This window comes from Spartinivicinus ruber (assembly GCF_011009015.1).
In the GTDB taxonomy this organism is placed as follows: Bacteria; Pseudomonadota; Gammaproteobacteria; order Pseudomonadales; family Zooshikellaceae; genus Spartinivicinus; species Spartinivicinus ruber.
In genome coordinates, this window is sequence record NZ_CP048878.1 from 3,416,510 (window position 1) to 3,436,681 (window position 20,172).

Genomic DNA, 20,172 nt, shown 5'->3' on the forward strand with positions numbered 1-20,172 from the left:
TTGATCATTTGGAAGCTTTTTTCTCTTAGAGCTGATCAAACTCTAGGGCTTCTTTAGTGCAAGGGCTCTCTATTATCCTGGTAGTGATTGACTTTCGCAACTTATCTCAAAAGCACTTACCCTCTTATCCTCGACTAAACTCTGATCAAAATCACAATAAAACCCATTACCGAGTTTATAAGCACCATGGGCCTACGAATTATAGAACTGCTATTACCTGAAGGATGTGAAGATAAAGTAACAAGCATTACTGAAACACTCCCTATCATTGATAACTGGCAAGGTCCTCCCCAAACCAAGCGACAGTGCTTTCGCTTTTTGGTGACCACAGAGCAAACTGAAGCCATTTGCGATGCATTTCACAAGCATTTTGCAGGGTTTGAGCGGTTTCGCATGATTATCTTTCGTGCTGATGCAGCACTGCCACTGGCGGAAACCCATCAACCAAAATCACCAGGTCCCAAAAACTTCTGGCATTATTTCAAGCCAGAAGGCAAAGAACGCGTTAGTCGCGAAGAGATTTATCATGATATAGCCAAAGGCTGCCAGCTTAACTGGATGTTTATTGCAAACGTCATTTTATCTGCATTAGTGGCTGCCATTGGACTGATGCGAAATGATGTGGCCATTATTATCGGCGCCATGGTTATCGCACCACTGTTAAAACCCAACGTGGCCATCGCGTTGGGTGTGATTTTGCACGAAGGTGGTTTAGCACTCAGGGCGTTGTTAACCAATTTAACTGGGATGTTAATTGGCTTGGTAATAGCCATTCTTATTGGTTTAACAATGGAAATTGACCCCACTATTCCAGAAATTAGTGCCCGCACTCATGTGGCATTAGCCAATGTAGTATTAGCCTTAGCGGCTGGTATGGCAGGCGCCCTATCATTTACCAGTAGCGCGGCCAGCACTTTAATCGGGGTTATGGTCGCCGTGGCATTAATGCCACCACTAGTCACTATTGGTCTTATGATGGGGAGTGGGCACTGGCTGGAAGCGATGGGAGCGGCAGTATTATTTCTCGCCAATATTATTGCCGTGAATCTCTCTGCACTGTTAGCGTTTAAGTGGCAGGGACTTCACCCCCGCCACTGGTGGCATCATGAGGCCGCCTGGAAAAACCTCAAGGCCAGTGTTGTATTTTGGGTGATGCTGCTGCTGACTATTTGTGCATTGATTGGATTGTGGTTTGGGAAGATGAATTAACACAATCCAATGTTGCTGCTTTATCAGCCAGTTGTCGGGCTTTAGTATTTTGAGAGCCATCCTGCTGCGGAGGGATCTTCCCTACGACACAGGCTTGGTCTGCCAAAATTTTACTGACCACTAAATAGGATTTCACTTTTCCTGGCTGCTCAGAGTTATCAGAAACATTCAAGCGCGCAATCATGCTGACCACCTGATCAGGGTTGTTCCCTTGATAACGCCACTCAACTTTTGAGCCTAACTCACTAAAGCTTGAGCTGACAGTATCACTGAAGTGTAAAGGAAATTCTCTGTTATTTTGAACCAAGGTAATACTCTGCCGTAAATCAAAATCAGTTACTTTGACCACTATATTGGCAAAACCTTGGCAGGACTGAACGCTACTATGATTATCAAGTTCTAATGTTTTACAATGTTGCTCATCAATTGATGTATAGTGACTTTGAAACTGGCTTATCCGAGTTTTTGCCTCAGTTGAAGGTTTTGATTGAATAAGGCCATCCAGTATTTCCTGACTTAAGCCTGGCTTGAGCGCTGCATGGGTGCCATTTTGCTTAGCATCATTAATAGTTGAAGCTTTACACTGATAAGGAATATTGGGGATTACAGTATCCAAAGTGCACATAAAATCACCGGGCTTATAAGCAACTCCTTTTGCAGTCAGCACTTTAAACCAATGATAGCCAGTTCCATCTGCCGCTTGAAAGACACCGGTATCCTGCAACAAATAAACCGGCACTATTTTGTTGAGTGCAAACGGTTGATTATAAGAAGTATCAGGCCCAGCTCGGAACCTCCCACCATAAGAAATCGCCTTAACCGGCCTGCCTGATAAAGCCGAATAAGTAATAAAGTTCAGGTAATCACAAGAGTACTCTTGCTGGGCTTTTGGATAACGCAACAAGCCCTTATTACCTGTAGAGACTATTTCAATGGAATTATCTGCCGTAACATAAGTATTATTATTCTGCCAATTCGCATAACCTAAATTTTTCTCATTAGCCGTTAGCTGAAAAGAGCCACCTTCACCTAAATAAGCCAAAATTGTTGTTTTATCGGTTATACAGCGATAAGCCACATGCTCAAAGCCACCTTCTTCTGAATATGCCAGTGTAGATGAAAGAGCAGTGAGAGCAAAACAAGCAATTACAACGTTTCTCATAAGTGATCTGACCTATTGAGGATATCGAGGAAGGAAGAATCAACATTATTGCAAATTGCTTGTGTCAGTTAAACGTCAAATTTGTTGCGCTAACAGGTTAAAACAGTAAAAGTTAATGCATCGCGTCACAATTCCAGCACTAAAAAGTATACATGTTATAGCTAAACAGCTACTGTCTTTTCTAATCACGTCAGTCTTCATTGACGAAGCTGTGGTTAATCAGAGGAAGTAGCCCTGTTTTACAGGGCTAATACCTTTATACTGAGAAGGCTTTCAACTGTAAAAATTCCCATTCATTCTTTTCGGCAAGTACCGGTCTTTTCACAACGCCTAGTCGACTCTAAATTACATTGATACCCCCCTCACGAATGAGTTTCAAGCTTTGTTATCGTTGCTCTTCACCTAAAAGTGAATCGTGCGTGGTATACAATAAAATTATCTAATTAGCCGTCAATAAATTGTAACAAGCAACTTAATACGACTAGCGTACACTAACAGCCCCCTAGCTAATCCTGTCAGTATCAGCTTTCAGAAATAATGGCCAATTTTATGCATATAAAAACTAAAGACAGATGATGTTTAGTTGGTTCCTATGCATATGGCACAAAAACATGAAGCATCCCGTGTAAAGTGTTTTAATCACTTTACAGAAGCCCTCCGAAAACAATCAAAATTTTTATCCGCCCTATTGGCTTGTGGCGTTTTTTGTTGTGAATCAGTAAGTGCGCTGGGATTGGGGCAACTTTCTCTCAACTCAGGACTTCATCAACCATTAGATGCTGAAATTGAGCTAATTAAAATTAGAGAGCTCAACCAAGAAGAAATCCTCGCTGGTTTAGCTACCTATAAAACATTTGATCAAGCAGGCATTCAGCGCACCGCTTTTTTAGCCAATATGCAATTTAAAACTCAATTTCGAGGGGATGGCACTGCCTACATAAAAGTCACGAGCAGCAGCCCCGTGCGAGAACCTTATTTAGACTTTCTAGTTGAAGTTTACTGGCCCAAAGGACGCTTGCAACGGGAATATATTGCTTTATTGGATCCCCCCCACTTTACTCGCTACCAGTCAAGCAAAAAAACAGCATTTCGTACAGCATCATCAACAGCCTACACTCACACTAGAACAAGCTCTAGCTACCAAACCAAAGGGACTGACAAACCAGTAGCCAGTAAAGTAAATACAACTTCTATAACCAGTAACAAACAGCAGTCATCATCAACAACAGCCAGACAAGATGACCAACTCAATATTGTCACTGCTAATCTCAATCGCAATACAGTGACAAAACAAGTTGCCAACCGAGCAGAAGAAGTCGCAGAACTAAAAAATGAGCTCGCTATGACCCAGGAACGACTCGATAAATCACAGCGAGAAAGAAACGAGATTAACGATAGGCTGCAAGAATTAACTAACCAAGTGAATACATTAAAACGGCTCATTACGTTAAAAGATGACCAAATTAAAGACTTAAAAGAGCAGCTGAAAGAATTCCAATGATCCGTGATTTTTAGCTGCCTTCAATATACAGCTCATACTAAGCTTGCTAGCAAGCCGTTTATTGCTTGACGGTTTCATCTCCCCCCCATCCAAGCTAGAATCTGCTGCATTGGAATTTTGCTAGCAGATGCGTTTCATGAACGATACAAGACAATTACTGGCTATTGACTTACCGCGTAAAGCAGGTGATCGACGGGTATGGGGTTCTCTTTCCGGGTCGGGTTTGGGGCTGGCGTTAAGCCAGGCCTGTTTACAACATGGCTCCCTGAGTTTGATGATCACTCCCAATTCTGCAATGGCAGACCAGCTGGAACAGGAACTGCGATTTTTTCTCAAGCACCGGGATGACATCGATATCCTTAGTTTTCCCGACTGGGAAACACTCCCTTATGACAGCTTCTCCCCTCACCAGGATATTATCTCCCAACGACTGCTAACCCTGTATCAGTTACCCACCATCAGTCGTGGTGTGTTAATTGTCCCTATCACTACTCTGATGCACCGCTTAACCCCTCAACACTATTTACACGGCAATAGCCTGGTAATCAGCAAAGGGGACCGAATGGACTTGGATCAGCAACGTCAAGTTCTGGAACAAGCGGGATACCGTTGTGTAGACACAGTTTATGAGCATGGTGAGTTTGCCATTCGGGGTGCATTGATTGATATTTTCCCCATGGGTAGTCAGGTGCCCTACCGGATTGATTTGTTTGATGACGAGGTTGATACCTTACGTACCTTCGACCCCGAAACCCAACGCTCCCACCAAACGGTAGATAAAATACAACTGTTGCCGGCTAAAGAATTTCCATTAACCAAAGAAGCTATTACCACGTTTATGCAACGGTTTAGGGATAGCTTCGATGTGGATTTTCGTCGCAGCCCGATTTATAAAGATGTTAAGGAAGGCCTCAGCCCTGCTGGGATTGAATATTATCTGGCATTATTTTTTGAGCAATGTGCACTGTTGTTCGACTACCTGCCAAAAGATACCCTGGTGCTAACCACTGACCAGATTGAGCCTGCTATTCAACGATTTTGGCAAGATGCTAATGACCGTTACGAAAATAGACGCTACGACCCAGAACGCCCTATTCTGCCTCCTCATCAGGTGTTTGTACCCGTTGAAGAATTAAATCAAAAATTAAAAACATTCCCTCGGGTGGTATTGTTCGATACACCTATTGCAGATAAAGCAGGCTTCACTAATTTCCCCGTCAACCCAGTCCCTAGTTTGCCAGTCGATGCCCGGGCCGAGCAACCATTAGCCAGTTTACAAACATTTATGCTGGAACAGCAAAATAGCAAAATACTGTTTTGTGCTGAATCAGCAGGGCGTCGTGAAACACTGTTGGAGCTGCTGTCAAAAGTCAATTGCCGCCCAGAAGAATACAGCAATTTACACCAATTTATGGTCAGCGAGCAGGCTATCGGTATTACAGTTGCCCCTGTTGAAAACAGTCTTTGGTTAACCCAGCCCGGTTTAGTGGTAATAGCTGAAACTACTCTATTTGGCCAACGGGTCATGCAACGGCGACGTCGTAAGAAAACTCAGGATCAGTCCGACCAGGTAATTAAAAATCTTACTGAATTACGGATTGGCGCACCTGTCGTACATATTGATCATGGGGTTGGGCGTTATCGGGGTTTAGAAAAACTCAATATTGATAATCAAGAAGCTGAGTTTTTAATGCTGGAGTATGCTGATGAAGCCAAACTGTATGTACCAGTCTCTTCATTACACTTAATCAGTCGTTATACCGGTGCTGATGATGCGCTAGCCCCACTTCATAAGTTAGGCAGCGAAAAATGGAGTCAAGCTAAACGTAAAGCTGCCGAAAAAGCCCGTGATGTTGCTGCTGAATTATTAGATATTTACGCCCGCCGGGCAGCTCGTCAAGGCTTCACTTTCACTAATCCCGATGATAACTATGAAATGTTTTGTGCCGGATTTCCTTTCGAAGAAACGCCTGATCAACAAGCCGCCATTGAAGCTGTTATTAAAGATATGACCGCCAAACAGCCTATGGACCGATTAGTCTGTGGTGACGTGGGGTTTGGTAAAACCGAAGTGGCCATGCGTGCGGCTTTTTTAGCTGTACAAAGCCAGAAACAGGTCGCCGTTTTAGTCCCCACTACGCTGCTGGCACAACAACATTATGAAAGTTTTAAAGACCGCTTTGCTGATTGGCCCGTTAATGTTGAAGTAATTTCCCGCTTTAAAACCAGTAAAGAAACTCAAGCCGTACAACAACATGTAGCTGATGGTAAAGTAGATATTCTAATTGGTACCCACAAACTATTACAAAGTGATCTTAATTTTAAAGCCCTGGGTTTATTGATTATTGATGAAGAACACCGCTTTGGAGTACGGCAAAAAGATAAGCTAAAAGCATTGCGTGCTGAGGTGGATATTTTAACCTTAACCGCCACCCCAATTCCTCGAACCCTGAATATGTCCATTGCCGGTATGCGCGATCTGTCGATTATTGCCACCCCACCGGCACGCCGCTTATCCGTAAAAAGCTTTGTTCGTCCCTCAGATAAAGCTGTCACCAAAGAAGCCATTTTGCGGGAACTACTACGCGGTGGTCAGGTTTATTACCTGCATAACGAAGTGAAAACTATTGAAAAAACGGCTGCCGAATTATCCGAGTTAGTGCCCGAAGCCAGAATTGCCGTTGGCCATGGGCAAATGCGTGAGCGGGAATTAGAGCAAGTGATGTCAGACTTTTATCATAAACGCTTTAATCTATTAGTCTGCACTACCATTATCGAAACCGGAATCGATATTCCCAGTGCTAATACCATTATCATCGACCGGGCCGATAAATTTGGCTTAGCCCAATTGCACCAATTAAGAGGCCGGGTAGGCCGTTCCCACCACCAGGCTTACGCCTATTTATTAACCCCTGCATCAAAGAAAAACATGACGACAGATGCGGTAAAACGCTTGGAAGCCATTGCCAATGCCCAAGAATTAGGCGCTGGCTTTACTCTAGCTACGCATGACTTGGAAATTCGTGGGGCGGGTGAATTATTAGGTGAAGAGCAAAGCGGTCAAATTCAAGCCATTGGCTTTTCCTTGTATATGGAGATGCTGAACCGAGCAGTTAAGGCGATTCAGCAAGGTAAAACCCCGAACTTGGATAAGCCCTTAGATCAAGGGCCAGAAGTCAATCTACGTTTACCTGCTTTAATTCCAGATGAATATATTCATGACGTCCATACCCGACTGATTATGTACAAACGGATTGCTAATGCCACATCCGAGTCAGAGCTGGATGAGTTACAAGTTGAGTTGATTGACCGCTTTGGTTTATTGCCAGATCCCACTAAACATTTATTCCGCCTTACCCAGTTAAAATTACAGGCATCTGAAATAGGGGTTGAGAAAATTGATGTTGGTGCCCAAGTCGGCAGACTAGAATTTTCTGCCGAGGCAAAAGTTGACCCATTAACCATTGTTAAAATGGTGCAAAATCAACCGCAACGCTACCGTTTAGAAGGGGCCACTATCCTAAAATATTTCGAAACTATGGATGAACCTGACCAGCGATTAAAATACACAGAAAGATTATTAAATGAATTAAAACCTGCTGCTTAAGGGCTATAGTGAATATAATAATATTAAAATTTTAGTGCCTAATATGGAATAACACCCACATAGCAAGGAATGCTAAATGGTCAATAAAAAACGACTGATGATTCATTTAATAAGTACAGGTCTTTTTCTGTTAAGTACTTGTTACTCAATTGCACAGGAAAATCATCTAGCAATAGAACTAATGCAGCCTTTTCAAGTGGAAATGATTGTATTTCAACATGAAACCAAACCTGATCACCAATGGTGGCCACCAGTGAAGGTGGATCCTTTTGCTCAGTTAATTAACCCACCAACTATTACTGTAAATGATATTGAACAATTAAACCCAACCCAAGTAAACCAACTGACAGACAGTCTAAAGAAACTCAAGCAGAGTCATAAATATAATGTGTTATTTTATTCTAACTGGCTGCAGCCAGTACAAACCAACCCTGCCATACCCCCTACCCTGTTAAAAGCCGGCGGAAAATACGGTGAGCACCATGAGCTACTTGGCAGTGTGGGACTGGTTGCAGATAAAGAGCTGAAATTAACACTCGATTTCTGGTGGCGAGAATTTGAACCTATTAGGCCAAAACAGCGGATAAATATTAATCCAAGATTTTTGGTAACAGCAGGACCTGACCAAACGGAATATCAAATTTCCCGCAATTTTCACTTACGCCAGCAACAACCATTAAAACCTAATCAGATTTATTATGTGGATAGCCCTGTACTAGGTATGTTAGTACTACTCACCCCTAGCCCCAAAAATAAATAATATTTTAAAGCGACTCATCATTCAACAGTACTCGACTCTACTGCTGCAAGGCTTTTGTTTCAATTTTAATCCACCCATGTTATATACCGCAAAGGATTTTTAGGAGTCAGTCAGTGAATGGATAACCAACCAATATCAAAAAAACCAGTACCTTCAGCAAAATCGTTACTTGTCATAGACAGCGTTAATCAGTGGGTACGCCGCCTGGGAGAACTGATCTCCTGGGTTTATGCCTTATTAATACTGACTATTGTTTTACAGGTTATTTTGCGCAAAGGTTTTGCTAGCGGTTTGATTATCCTGGAAGAATTACAATGGCATTTATACGCCATTGGTTTTATGTTTGGCATGGCCTATGCCCAAGTGCAAGACTCCCATATTCGGGTTGACTTGTTTTACCAGCGTTTTTCCAAAAAAACCCAACATCTGATAGAAATTTTTGGTTTACTGTTACTGGTGATGCCTTTTATCACCATCGTTTTTCTTCATAGTCTGGATTTTGTCGAAGACTCCTGGCGTATTAATGAATCTTCTCCAGCCCCTGCCGGATTGCCTTATCGATGGTTAATCAAATCGATTATTCCTACTGCTTTTTTATTACTCGCCATCACAGTGTTAGCCCGTATTTACCGTGAATTACTGTTGTTAGTTAGGAGCCAATGATGGAAATCAATGAAATTTTAGTCATTGGTATGCTGGTTAGTTTTATTATTTTATTATTTAGCGGTTTTCCCGTGGCTTATGTATTAGCAGGTATAGGCACGTTATTTGCCGCCGCTGGTTATTTCGCTGATCAGTATTTTGGCGCATTTACCGGCTTAGACTTTATGACGCTGGGCCTTGCAGTAAACCGTATTTTTAAAATAATGGATAACTGGATTTTAGTGGCCTTACCCATGTTTGTATTTATGGGACATATGCTGGATAAGTCAGGTGTGGCAGAAAAACTGATGCACGCATTACAGTCACTGTTTGGCCAGGTACGAGGGGGGCTTGCTATCACCGTTACCTTAATCGGCATTATTCTGGCCGCTTCAACGGGTATTATCGGTGCGTCAGTTGTTCTACTCGCGATAATTTCAATGCCAGCGATGAAAACCCAACAATATAAAGATACTGTTGCCTTAGGTACTATTGCATCAGCAGGCACTTTGGGTATTTTAATTCCCCCCTCCATTATGCTAGTCATTATGGCAGATCAACTGGCCTTATCAGTGGGTGATTTATTTATGGGGGCTGTGTTTCCAGGCATTTTATTGGGTATTTTATATATTGGCTACCTATTAATTTATGGTTATTTGCGCAAAGATCATTTCCCATTACCCAACAATCTTCAACCCATTACTCTAACCATCTGGCTTAATGTATTAAAAGCCACTTTACCCACCCTTTTATTAATTTTGGCAGTATTAGGCTCTATTTTTTCAGGCTGGGCAACACCAACTGAAGCCTCTGGCGTTGGAGCACTGGGGGCTATTTTATTAGCCTGGTGGAATAACAAACTGACTGTTACCGTTTTTCGTGAGTGTTTACATAACACAATGAATGTTACTGCTTATATTTTTATGATTTTTATTGGTGCCTCTTTTTTTGCTTTAGTCCTTCGAGAACTAGGAGGAGATGAACTTATTGAGTCATTTTTTACCGGGCTACCCTTTAGTGATTATGGGATTATTCTGGTCATCCTTAGCATTATTTTTTTATTGGGCTTTATATTGGACTGGATTGAAATCACTCTGATTATATTACCTTTACTTGCCCCTGTTATTTCCACACTCAATTTGGATATTTCAGGCTATGGTGTCATTGATAATCCTGAACTGATTTGGTTTGTCATGTTAATTGCCGTAACCTTACAAACCTCATTTCTTACCCCACCGGTCGGCTTTGCCTTATTTTATCTAAAAGGGGTTTGTCCACCTGACATTCAGCTCAGCACTATTTATCGTGGGGTTATTCCCTTTATTTTCCTACAGTTAGTGGGATTAATCATCATTCTACTCTTTCCTGGGTTGGTTAATTGGTTTCCTGCAATGGTATATCGCTAGCCTTGCAGCAGCAGGTTAGCCTCCTAAAAACCCTACGCATTGACTATATTCCTTAGGCTATCCCAAATAGTTGCTAAACTTATTGAAATGCCAGTCATTGAGAAGTAGGAGTAGCAACCATGTTCCGCTCATTTATCCAATGCATACTATTAATCACTTGCTTAACAAGTGCAACTGTGTGGGCTGCCGATACCGTGAAATTAACCAACGGTGAATGGCCACCTTATTTATCGAAAGAATATAAACACCACGGGCTTATTTCTCATATTGTTACCGAAGCCTTTAAACAATCTGGGGTAACCGTCGAATATGGTTTTTTTCCTTGGAAACGGGCATTTAAAGAAGCACAAGAAGGTAAAAAATGGGCAGGGTCTGTGGTTTGGACAAAAAACCCAGACAGAGAAGCAGATTTTGTATTTAGCGATGCCGTTATCGAACTTAAAGAAGTGTTTTTTCATCGGAAAGACCTCCAGTTCGACTGGAGCACGATGAAAGACTTAAGCAAATATAAAATTGGCGCATCAATTGGTTACAGTTATGGCGATGCATTTGCTAAGGCAGAAGCGGATAAACTCATCAACGTTGCACGAACAGCTAAAGATGAGACCAGCTTAAAAAAATTAGCTGCAGGCCGTATTGACTTATTCCCAGCCACCTTAGAAGTTGGCTATGCCTTAATCGCTGACAAGCTGGACGAAGCTTCAGGAAAGCTTTTAACTAATCATCCTAAACCATTACGCGAAACCAGTTACCATTTAATTCTCAGCAAAAAAGTAGCCAATAGCGAAGAGCTAATCAAAAAATTTAATGAAGGCTTGGCAAAAATCAAAAGCTCTGGTGCTTACGATAAGATGCTAACAGATAGTATTGATGGTAAGTATCGTCCATAACCACCTTCATTGAACGTTGTTGGTGTTCAACACTAGAAGCTGTTTGATATCCTTATCCAACCACTCCTAGAAGTTGGCGTCTCCTCAACAACCTGTTAGCATACTGTATAGATTCACAGTAACAAGAATACAGTATGCGTTTGTTTATTGCCGAAAAGCCCAGTTTAGGCAGAGCCATTGCCGAGGTACTCCCCAAGCCCCACCAAAAAGGCGACGGTTATATCCAGGTCGGCAATGGTGATTACGTCAGTTGGTGTATTGGCCATTTACTTGAACAGGCACAGCCTGATGCCTATGACCCAGCCTATAAACAGTGGAAGCTGGAACACTTACCGATTATTCCAAAACAATGGCAGCTAACCCCTAAAGCAAAAACTAAAAAGCAGCTGGGAGTCTTACGCAAATTAATTAAACAAGCCGACCAACTCATTCATGCTGGCGATCCCGATCGAGCACTGTTACGGTTAAAGACTGAATTTCATATCTTACATCTTTAGTTGTATGAAAATGTGAAATACGATAGTTTGAACCTAAACAGAGGCTTGTGGCATGGAATACATACTATGGGATCTACCAAACTTAACTATTGATAAGCAACCTTGCTTTGAGATTGACTTAAACGGTGAGTTAAAACTTAGATGGAGTGGGACCGGCAATGCGTTAGGTCGTTTGCCACTGTTATACGATGAGAGAGGGAAATCTATCGAGGTTGTCAATCAATGGCTTATTCACCTTAAAGCTAACAACCACAGAAAACAAGTTAGCACTCAAGCCCAAGCACTACTGCATTACTTTATTTTCTTGGATGATCTCAATCTCAAGTGGGATGAAATGCCCATCCCCCCTCGAAACAGGCCAACCTACAGGTTTAAAAAGCATCTTAAGGAAGTATTCAAAAATGGAGGTATCGCTAGGACTACAGCTAATAACTACATGGGAGTGGTAGTTAACTTCTACAAGTATTACTTAGCAAGGCGCCACCCTTTTTCTAACCCTCCTTTTAGATACGAAGAAGTTAAAATCAAGCTAACTGGTAACCATCAGTTCATGCGACAAGGGTTTATTCATGTAGACACAACAGACCTTCGGCTAAACCTACCTAAAGACACAAGTTTCGGAGGATTGTCCAGAAAACTCATTCCCTTGAGTGAAGAAGAGTGGTCATTAGTCGATGATATATACCGAAATCAAGGTGAAGCTATCTCTTACACGAATGGAGAAAAGAAAAAGGTAAGCATCTCAGTTGAATTCAAGCTGATACTGGCATTAGCTAGATATACAGGTATGCGACGGGAGGAGTTAGCCACATTTCGCTCAAATATGGTTTTTAAGCCTAACGCAGAGCAACTAATAAAAAAATACTTAATACATAATAATGGAATACTCATCTCCCCTGCCGTTGGAGTGAACACAAAAGGGGCAGGGGCTAGAAGAGTGGAAATACCTACTCTATTAATGCTCAATTTACATAAATATATTAACTCACCACGATATATTGAACGCCGTAATAAATACCTGAAAAAGAACCCTGATGAGCCATTTGGAGCCCCACTTTTTATTACTCAAAAAGGAAATAAATACTCCGGAAAAACCTTTGATGCTCGTTGGGGGGAAATCCGAAACGCTGCAAGAATCAAGTACAAAAACTTCGATCACAAGTTTCATAACTTAAGATCAACCTATGCTGTATTTCGTCTCAAGTCTTTACTAAGCAATGAAAAGCTTACTGAAGGAGAAGCTCTAGATTATCTACAAGCAGTCATGGGACATAAAAATCGATCTTCACTGTTATCTTATTTAAAGTTCTCTAAGTTTGAATTAGAAGCTAATGAGATATATGAGCAAGCCGTAGATGTTTTACTTGGTAGTGATAATGACTTCAACCTGGTATAACTGAGTAAATCACCATGGCTTTCAAAAGACAAAAAACAAGAAAAACTGTAAAAGCTAAAGACAATAGTTCTGCAGAAGTATATCCAATATCCGTTGAATCGATGGTCATAAATGATAGCTACAGGACTGTACACTTCAAACGATTAGGCTATAAAGGATGTCCTAACCTTTCACCAGGCAGCAAAAATAAATCGTTTAAATCTAAAAGACCGGAAGATTTAGTCGATATGAACAGGTGGGATCTTGTTCAAAGCCTGTATATAAATATCAAGGGTATGGATAAGAGCGAAAGGACAAAAACAAATATTTATCAAGATCTATGTAAACTCATAAAAGCTTGCGATGAAGCTAATATCAGCGATATTTTTTCTGTTCCAGCTATTGAAAAATTTGTATCAACTTTAAAAACTAAGTATACTCGGGGGGCAAAAGGTAAAACTCAAAACTCAATCCAATACTCTATAAAAACTCTCATAGCAGAGATGGCTTTACCTAACGAGAGACAAGTTTTAGATTGTTTTTACAAATTCCCAAATGACTCTACACCAACTGAACCATATACTGATGACGAGCTCAAAGTAATTTTACGAAATTTATATAAGATTCTAAATTCATATAAAAGTCACTTATTAGAAAAAACCACTCCTGACACATTTCCTCTATTCAATGATAAAAATACAGAGTCTAATGACAAAATATCACGTTATATACGGTTTTCCTCATCAAGAAAAATAAGCTATAAAAGGAATTCATCAACTTGGAAACAAGATTTAGTTATATGTGGGTATTTCATTACCTGTTTCTTTACCGGTGTAAACCAATCGTCACTATTAAACTTAAAACACTCTGATATCAAAGGCTGTAGTTTCATTGAGTCGTCAAAAGGAAAATACCTACTCCAAACAACTAAGGGAAGACAAAATTACCAGCGCAACTTACATGGAGTAGGCTTTACAGCAAGAGGAAAAGATTTTTTTGAAACATGGCTACGACTCAGTAAATTAATCACCTCGAATAGTTCTGGATATGTTTTTCCAAAAGTAACTAATGATGTTTGTAGTAAGATGAATAATAGTCATCTGTATAGTGGAATCAATACAACATTTAAAATGTTAGGGCTTCCAGCTCTGAGTGCAAAACGATTTAGAAAGACTAAAGCTTCTATTATAATGAGAGCTACAAATAGTATCTTTTCTGTTGCAGAAAGCCTCAATAACTCACCCTCTACAGTTGACAAGCACTACTCCGATGGAGATCAAGTGACTAACCAGATCACTTTAGCAAAAGCGTTGGAAGTGCGGGAAAGATCTGCTAAAGGGGAACCAATTAGAGAAGTCATTCATAATATCAGGTTTCAATTCAAAGATCCCGTTAGAGAATATAACTACCAGAAAAATGGACTAACTACTCCACCACTTTCTCCTTGTGGCTTACGCTGCGAAAGCCCTTTTGGTAAAAAGGCTGAACAGCTGAAAAAAACTCTTCAGGAAGTTAGTTTAGCCACTAAGCGAGATCGTGTTGCTTGTTATAAATTTCTTGAATGTTTTGGATGCGAGCATCATGCAGTTATCGCTGAAGTTGAAGACATATGGATGATACTTTCATTTCGTGATGTTATCGACGAGTCTCTAGCCAGACCATCAGTAAATAGTATCCCTACTAGCTTACTTACAAAAGTCCTAAATACTATTAATTATTTATTAAAAAGGTTAGAAAAAGATCACAACAAAACTTATATGTTAGCACTTGAGCAGTATAATGATGAGCCTCACCCTTTATGGTCTGATTATAACGACTTGGGTATGTTAATGGAGGTTTGGTCATGAGTATCTTTTCTATGAAAGATATAGACCCAAATGTTCGTAAGCCAAAGTATAGTGCTGATTTCTCAAAAAACGAAGAAAAAACTATAATATCATATGACTCTGCAAATAAGCCATACAGCCTATACTCTGATGACAAATGGAAATTTATTAGTGCAAGAGACTTAAATTTTCAAGGGTTGACAGGATATTTTAAAGAAACAACAAAAAAATTGATCTATGGAGTACTTTTTACTGAAAAAAAACTCTATAGTAGTAACTTTATCCAGAAAAACATAATAGAAAGCGCTATAAATTTTCAAAAACTAATCATAAAGACTGGCGGAAGTAGCTTTACATTCATAGATGATGACAGTAATTTTAGAAAGCTAGTTATCGAGGCCAAGAAAAAAAAATTAAAACTCAAAACCTGGAAAAATTATTTAGTTTTCATATCCAAACTCCACGAAAAATCATTTATATGTCGTGACATAGGAAATGCTGAAAAATTAGCAATAGAGTTAGCTGGCCATAACCTTTCAGTACAACAATCAATGGCTATTCCAGAAAGGATAGCAGCTAAGTATTTTGATTATGCTTTAAAGGTTATTACTAGGTATCACCCTTACAGATATGCTATTAGCAGAGCATATCAAAATTTATTCATCGAATATAAAAAATCCTCATCTATTTGGAAAACACAAGCAAATTCAAAAAAATATGCTGTTAGAAATGTTGAACACAACATTCCATTCAGTGACTTTGTATTAGACTTATCAGGAAGTTGGCTTTCCTGGCTTAGAGGTGCCTGTTACTTTGTGATAGCAGGTTTCACAGGGTGTAGGGATGGAGAAATAAAGTCATTTAACTTGGCATCATATGAAGAGAAGCAATATGCAGACGTAACGATACCCATTGTATATGGTGAAGACTCTAAGCCCAATCATGCGGGTATTTCTAGACGGATATCTTGGGTAACTATACCTGCTGTCAAGCTTGCAATAGAACTGTTATGGTACAGTTTTGAGTTTGCAAGAAATGAATGGAGGGAAAAAGGAAAAAATATTACGCACCTTGATGATAGAAAGAAATTTTTACAGAAGGTTGATAAAATATTTTTAACATTACCTCATATTGCAACTACACACCCCTCAGCTGGAAGGCAAGCATTAAGCAACTCATTAGAAAATTTTGCGAAGTCAGTAGATTGCAGGTTAACGAAAGAAGATATTGAAGAGTTTAATCGACTAAACCCTACACGAAAAGGACAACTCAAGGTTGGTGATATACTAATACCACATCCTCATGGGTTCAGAAGAACATTTGCTGTATTTTTAGTCAGGAATCGCCTCGGTTCACTAATGGAACTGAAATATCAGTTTAAACACATGAATGTTGCAATGACAGCTTGGTACTCTAATCAAGCAGAAATTGCTGGTTATTTTGATATGATGACTGATAGAGACCTGATCAATATCATAGAAGAAGAAAACCATGAGTTTATGACTGATACTCTTTACTATATTTACAATGAAGCGGAAACACTCTCAGGCATAGAGGGTAAAAGAATTTTAGATGCCAGGCTGAGCAGCCCTACTACCATATACCTCAGTAGAGATGAAATATCACGTCAGGTTAAAGAAGGGCAAATGTCAATAATTGAGCACCCTGGTGGACATTGTACAAACCCAAGTTGTAATCGAATTTGTAATATGCAAACTTGCCGATTCAAAGTGGTTACCAAGGAAAAAGCTATTAATTTAGTACCTGAACGAGAGCGATTAGTAAAGAAGTTCCTTACCCTAAAAAAATGGCAGGTAAAACAACCCAATATCATGTCAAAAATATATTATGATATTAAGTCCATTGAACAATGCTTCAAAGACCATGATATTCCATTTACTCCTTTTATTGACACCATTGATGTTACAATGCTATAGGAACAATAATGAGTGGAAAAATGAACAGAAGTGAGTTAACTGAAATCAGGCTTAAAGAGGCACTACAAAGACTCTTAGATGGTAAGCCAATAAATACCCCGTGTGATGGCAGGATTAATCTAAAACGAATTAATGATGAGGCAAAACTCAGTTCAGGTGGCATATACTACTATAAAGACTTCATCACTAAAGCTCGCAGTATAATTGATAAAGATATTTCCAACAATAAACAATATCTAAATAGCAGCAATGCTGAAGAAAAAATTAGTAAACTCAGAAAACAGAGAGATAAAGAAAAACAACTAAAAGTCATATATAGGGAGCAAAGAGATAAAATGAAGCAGTTTGCCGACAGTGTAGTTGAAGAAAATGCTCGTTTATCTTTTGCTATTCATGAAGCATACACAAAAATTAATGAACTAGAACAGCAAATCCTACAAAATAAACTAGTTCCAATTCACAAGCCAGATTAGTAGTATATATGATTTTATACATAGCAGAAAAACCTAGTTTGGGTCATGCAGTTGCTGAAGTATTACCAAAACCTCACCAAAGGAAAGATGGATATATTATTGTAGGTAATGGCGATATTGTCAGCTGGTGTATTGGTCATTTATTAGAACAAGCAGAGCCCGATGCTTATGATCCCATTTACAAACAATGGAAACTAGAGCATTTACCTATTATCCCAAAAAAATGGAAATTAGTCGTTAGTAGCAAAACAAAAAAGCAATTTTTAACACTAAAAAAACTAATTAACAAAGCTGACAACTTGACTCATATTGGAGATCCGGATCGAAATGGTCAGTTAATAATAGATGAAATAATTAATTATTGTAATGTTCCTATTGAAAAGCGTAATGCAGTTAAACGCTGCTTAATTAATGATTTAAACCCAAACTCAATAAAAAAATCACTAACCAGTTTACGTAATAATCAGGAATTTATCCCATTATCTACTTCAGCTTTAGCAAGAGCTAGAGCCGACTGGTTATATGGCATTAATATGAGCCGCGTCTGTTCGATTCAAGGCAGAAAAGCCGGTTATCAAGGGGTTCTCTCTGTTGGGCGTGTTCAAACTCCCCTGTTAGGGTTAGTGGTTCGACGTGATCAAGATATCGAAAACTTCCAACCTAAACCTTATTTTGAGGTGTTCGCTTTATTAGAAACAGGCAAAGGCGAACAATTTAGAGCTAAGTGGCAACCCAGCGAAGCCTGCCAGCCTTATCAAGATGAAGAAGGCCGAGTACTCTCCAAAAAGCTGGCTGAAACAGTCGTCAATCGTATTACCGGCCAACCTGGATTAATTACCGCTGCTACCAAAAAACGCAAACAACAAGTGGCTCCCCTCCCCTATAATTTATCCTCTCTTCAAATTGATTCAGCCAGACATTATGGGTTAAATGCCCAACAGGTGCTGAGTACCTGCCAGGATTTATACGAAAAACATAAGCTGATTACCTACCCGCGCTCAGACTGCCGTTATTTACCTAAAGAACACTTAAACCAAATAAATACTGTCACCACAGCCATTAATCAGGTATGCGAGCCACTACAAAAAGCTGTCGCTGAGGCTGATTTATCCTTAAAAAGCAAAGCCTGGAATGATAAAAAGGTGGAAGCTCACCATGCCATCATTCCCACCGAACGAAAGCTCGATCCTAGTCGTTTATCTAAAACCGAGTTACAAATCTATGAGTTAATTGCAAGACAATACCTCGCCCAATTTTACCCTGCTTGGCAATACGATGATCGAAGAATAGAAGTAGAAATCAGTGGTGGGCTGTTTGTTGCGACTGCAAGGCAAACGGTGGATTTAGGCTGGAAAAAAATATTTAGCAAAAGTAATGAAAACAAAGGCGATGACAATAACCCCAATCAAGAAGAACAACAGAAATTACCTAATTTAAAAAAAGGTGATGTGGTCCAGTGCCTAAAAGGTGAGTTAGCTGAACGAATGACCCAGCCTCCCAAACCTTTTAGTGACGCAACCTTATTATCTGCCATGACCGGCATCGCCCGATTTGTCAAAGACCCCGAAATTAAAAAAATATTAAGAGAAACCGATGGACTGGGTACCGAAGCCACTCGCGCAGGGATTATTGAACTGCTATTTAAACGCCAATTTCTCACCCGACAAGGCAAACAAATCCGCTCGACTGAAACAGGCCGCCAGCTTATCCAAAGCTTGCCAGAAGTGGCTACCACACCGGATATGACAGCTCAATGGGAATCACAACTAACATCCATCAGTAACAAAGAAGCCAGCTATAAAAGCTTTATCGAGCCAATGATTAATAGCCTTCATTACTTATTAACCCAGGTAGATGCAAGTGCCTTTAGTCAACTAAAAGGAAAAGGACAAACCGTAAAAAAGCAACCAAAGAGAAATTATAAAAAAAGAAAAAAAGCTTAACTAATCAAGACTTTTAACTTATATAATTCAAGGGCTTTTCTTTTTATGATGAAAGCCCAGTTAATTCTAAGGTATAAATTTTTTACAGATTATGCACTATAACTTATCTATACTAATTTCAACTTCATTTTGCCCCTTACGAGCCGCTATAAGCTCACCCAACTCTACATCTTCTAGCTTATCCATTAACAACTCATAAGCGTCAGCAGGCACACAATAAAACACCGGCTGATTATGATTGAGTACGACGACTGCTTCCCCTTCAGCCTGTTCAACCACTGCCATGGGGTTCTGCTTAAATTCTGTAATGCTCACTGAAAAATCTGCATGTATAGGCTTAACTGTTTTCATTATGATAACTTATTTAGATAAATACCTTTATCTTACACTAAAGTTTAGTGCCGCTTAACTTGTCATGTGCTGAATGGCACTGAATAAAAGGCCTTACTGTTCCAGTCTCCCGGCACCAATCAATGCCTTGATGATAGCACCACAAACGAATGAGATCGACTGCCCCAGCACAACAGGAAAATAGCCTACCAACCAGCTCAAGTTCGAATGCTAACGTCACTGACAATATACTCGCCTTGATCTACTATCTGAGCGGTTGGGGAGGAAGCTTAGGATGCCATACCATCCAGTTGTATCTTTGCCCTATCTGTATTATCTGTATTATCTGTATCCCCAGATTGATTGGGACTGTTTTTGAAGGATTAACGAAGGCACGTAATCAATTTTTCTACAATGTAAATAAACGAATGGGTCAGTTTATGGTGAATGGAACTACTTTATGAGGGCTATCCAGCCATCAACCTTCCTGCTAAACGCCAACAGGAGTTTAGCAGGAAGGTTGAGCTTCTATTAATTTGCAGATCAAGGCCCGATGATTTAGTTTATGCGCAGCTGCTTAGATGTTCGTTTGATTAATATTGTACATGAGTAAT

The 20,172-nt window shown here is 39.9% G+C and carries 15 protein-coding genes and 1 pseudogene; 13 read left to right on the forward strand and 3 right to left on the reverse strand.

Annotated elements, in window-relative coordinates; all coding sequences use genetic code 11:
* Nucleotides 1-186 precede the first annotated feature (186 nt).
* Complete coding sequence (locus tag G4Y78_RS15780) at nt 187-1,209, forward strand: TIGR00341 family protein (RefSeq protein ID WP_163833940.1); 1,023 nt, start codon at nt 187-189, stop codon at nt 1,207-1,209.
* Here the strand turns inward: G4Y78_RS15780 and G4Y78_RS15785 are convergent.
* Nucleotides 1,166-2,371, reverse strand: a complete 1,206-nt coding sequence (locus tag G4Y78_RS15785; protein ID WP_163833941.1) for a hypothetical protein — start codon at nt 2,369-2,371, stop codon at nt 1,166-1,168. The two genes, G4Y78_RS15780 and G4Y78_RS15785, sit on opposite strands and share 44 nt — an antisense overlap.
* Nucleotides 2,372-2,969: 598 nt before the next feature.
* On the opposite strand from G4Y78_RS15785, the gene G4Y78_RS15790 reads away from it, so the two are divergent.
* From G4Y78_RS15790 to G4Y78_RS15845, 12 genes and pseudogenes are all read left to right on the forward strand, one after another.
* Nucleotides 2,970-3,872 carry a type IV pilus assembly protein FimV gene (locus G4Y78_RS15790; protein ID WP_163833942.1) on the forward strand — a complete coding sequence of 301 codons (903 nt, stop codon included), beginning with the start codon at nt 2,970-2,972 and terminating at the stop codon, nt 3,870-3,872.
* 136 nt (nt 3,873-4,008) lie between these two features.
* Nucleotides 4,009-7,479: a transcription-repair coupling factor gene (gene mfd, locus G4Y78_RS15795; protein WP_163833943.1), complete on the forward strand. Its 3,471-nt coding sequence runs from the start codon at nt 4,009-4,011 to the stop codon at nt 7,477-7,479.
* A gap of 76 nt (nt 7,480-7,555) precedes the next feature.
* Nucleotides 7,556-8,239 carry a CsiV family protein gene (locus G4Y78_RS15800; RefSeq protein ID WP_163833944.1) on the forward strand — a complete coding sequence of 228 codons (684 nt, stop codon included), beginning with the start codon at nt 7,556-7,558 and terminating at the stop codon, nt 8,237-8,239.
* A gap of 117 nt (nt 8,240-8,356) precedes the next feature.
* Nucleotides 8,357-8,902 (forward strand): TRAP transporter small permease subunit, encoded by a 546-nt coding sequence (locus G4Y78_RS15805; protein WP_163833945.1) that lies wholly within the window; start codon nt 8,357-8,359, stop codon nt 8,900-8,902.
* Nucleotides 8,902-10,287 carry a TRAP transporter large permease gene (locus tag G4Y78_RS15810; protein ID WP_163836493.1) on the forward strand — a complete coding sequence of 462 codons (1,386 nt, stop codon included), beginning with the start codon at nt 8,902-8,904 and terminating at the stop codon, nt 10,285-10,287. The genes G4Y78_RS15805 and G4Y78_RS15810 overlap by 1 nt, the downstream gene beginning before the upstream one ends.
* Before the next feature lie 119 nt (nt 10,288-10,406).
* Complete coding sequence (locus G4Y78_RS15815) at nt 10,407-11,177, forward strand: substrate-binding periplasmic protein (RefSeq protein ID WP_163833946.1); 771 nt, start codon at nt 10,407-10,409, stop codon at nt 11,175-11,177.
* A gap of 134 nt (nt 11,178-11,311) precedes the next feature.
* A pseudogene (locus G4Y78_RS15820) lies at nt 11,312-11,629 on the forward strand (toprim domain-containing protein); the annotation flags it as partial.
* A gap of 97 nt (nt 11,630-11,726) precedes the next feature.
* The gene (locus G4Y78_RS15825) at nt 11,727-13,070 is read left to right on the forward strand and encodes a site-specific integrase (protein WP_163833948.1); all 1,344 of its coding nucleotides are present in this window, start codon (nt 11,727-11,729) and stop codon (nt 13,068-13,070) included.
* 14 nt (nt 13,071-13,084) lie between these two features.
* A complete protein-coding gene (locus G4Y78_RS15830; protein WP_163833949.1) occupies nt 13,085-14,896 on the forward strand; it encodes a site-specific integrase in 1,812 nt (603 codons plus the stop codon).
* On the forward strand, nt 14,893-16,812 hold the full coding sequence (locus tag G4Y78_RS15835) for a site-specific integrase (protein WP_222937507.1): 1,920 nt from the start codon (nt 14,893-14,895) through the stop codon (nt 16,810-16,812). The genes G4Y78_RS15830 and G4Y78_RS15835 overlap by 4 nt, the downstream gene beginning before the upstream one ends.
* A gap of 8 nt (nt 16,813-16,820) precedes the next feature.
* The gene (locus G4Y78_RS15840; protein WP_163833950.1) at nt 16,821-17,285 is read left to right on the forward strand and encodes a hypothetical protein; all 465 of its coding nucleotides are present in this window, start codon (nt 16,821-16,823) and stop codon (nt 17,283-17,285) included.
* An 8-nt stretch (nt 17,286-17,293) separates the two neighbouring features.
* Nucleotides 17,294-19,228: a DNA topoisomerase III gene (locus G4Y78_RS15845; RefSeq protein ID WP_163833951.1), complete on the forward strand. Its 1,935-nt coding sequence runs from the start codon at nt 17,294-17,296 to the stop codon at nt 19,226-19,228.
* A 96-nt stretch (nt 19,229-19,324) separates the two neighbouring features.
* Here G4Y78_RS15845 and G4Y78_RS15850 read toward each other — a convergent pair whose 3' ends face one another.
* Both G4Y78_RS15850 and G4Y78_RS15855 read right to left on the reverse strand, forming a co-directional pair.
* Nucleotides 19,325-19,579 carry a type II toxin-antitoxin system Phd/YefM family antitoxin gene (locus G4Y78_RS15850; RefSeq protein WP_163833952.1) on the reverse strand — a complete coding sequence of 85 codons (255 nt, stop codon included), beginning with the start codon at nt 19,577-19,579 and terminating at the stop codon, nt 19,325-19,327.
* Between the two features lie 37 nt (nt 19,580-19,616).
* On the reverse strand, nt 19,617-19,805 hold the full coding sequence (locus G4Y78_RS15855) for a hypothetical protein (RefSeq protein WP_163833953.1): 189 nt from the start codon (nt 19,803-19,805) through the stop codon (nt 19,617-19,619).
* Between the last annotated feature and the right edge of the window lie 367 nt (nt 19,806-20,172).

Bases quoted from the DNA above. Each gene is read 5' to 3' on its own strand.
- G4Y78_RS15780 (WP_163833940.1), top strand. From the start codon at position 187: ATGGGCCTACGAATTATAGAACTGCTATTACCTGAAGGATGTGAAGAT.
- G4Y78_RS15785 (WP_163833941.1), bottom strand. From the start codon at position 2,371: ATGAGAAACGTTGTAATTGCTTGTTTTGCTCTCACTGCTCTTTCATCT.
- G4Y78_RS15790 (WP_163833942.1), top strand. From the start codon at position 2,970: ATGGCACAAAAACATGAAGCATCCCGTGTAAAGTGTTTTAATCACTTT.
- mfd (WP_163833943.1), top strand. From the start codon at position 4,009: ATGAACGATACAAGACAATTACTGGCTATTGACTTACCGCGTAAAGCA.
- G4Y78_RS15800 (WP_163833944.1), top strand. From the start codon at position 7,556: ATGGTCAATAAAAAACGACTGATGATTCATTTAATAAGTACAGGTCTT.
- G4Y78_RS15805 (WP_163833945.1), top strand. From the start codon at position 8,357: ATGGATAACCAACCAATATCAAAAAAACCAGTACCTTCAGCAAAATCG.
- G4Y78_RS15810 (WP_163836493.1), top strand. From the start codon at position 8,902: ATGGAAATCAATGAAATTTTAGTCATTGGTATGCTGGTTAGTTTTATT.
- G4Y78_RS15815 (WP_163833946.1), top strand. From the start codon at position 10,407: ATGTTCCGCTCATTTATCCAATGCATACTATTAATCACTTGCTTAACA.
- G4Y78_RS15825 (WP_163833948.1), top strand. From the start codon at position 11,727: ATGGAATACATACTATGGGATCTACCAAACTTAACTATTGATAAGCAA.
- G4Y78_RS15830 (WP_163833949.1), top strand. From the start codon at position 13,085: ATGGCTTTCAAAAGACAAAAAACAAGAAAAACTGTAAAAGCTAAAGAC.
- G4Y78_RS15835 (WP_222937507.1), top strand. From the start codon at position 14,893: ATGAGTATCTTTTCTATGAAAGATATAGACCCAAATGTTCGTAAGCCA.
- G4Y78_RS15840 (WP_163833950.1), top strand. From the start codon at position 16,821: ATGAGTGGAAAAATGAACAGAAGTGAGTTAACTGAAATCAGGCTTAAA.
- G4Y78_RS15845 (WP_163833951.1), top strand. From the start codon at position 17,294: ATGATTTTATACATAGCAGAAAAACCTAGTTTGGGTCATGCAGTTGCT.
- G4Y78_RS15850 (WP_163833952.1), bottom strand. From the start codon at position 19,579: ATGAAAACAGTTAAGCCTATACATGCAGATTTTTCAGTGAGCATTACA.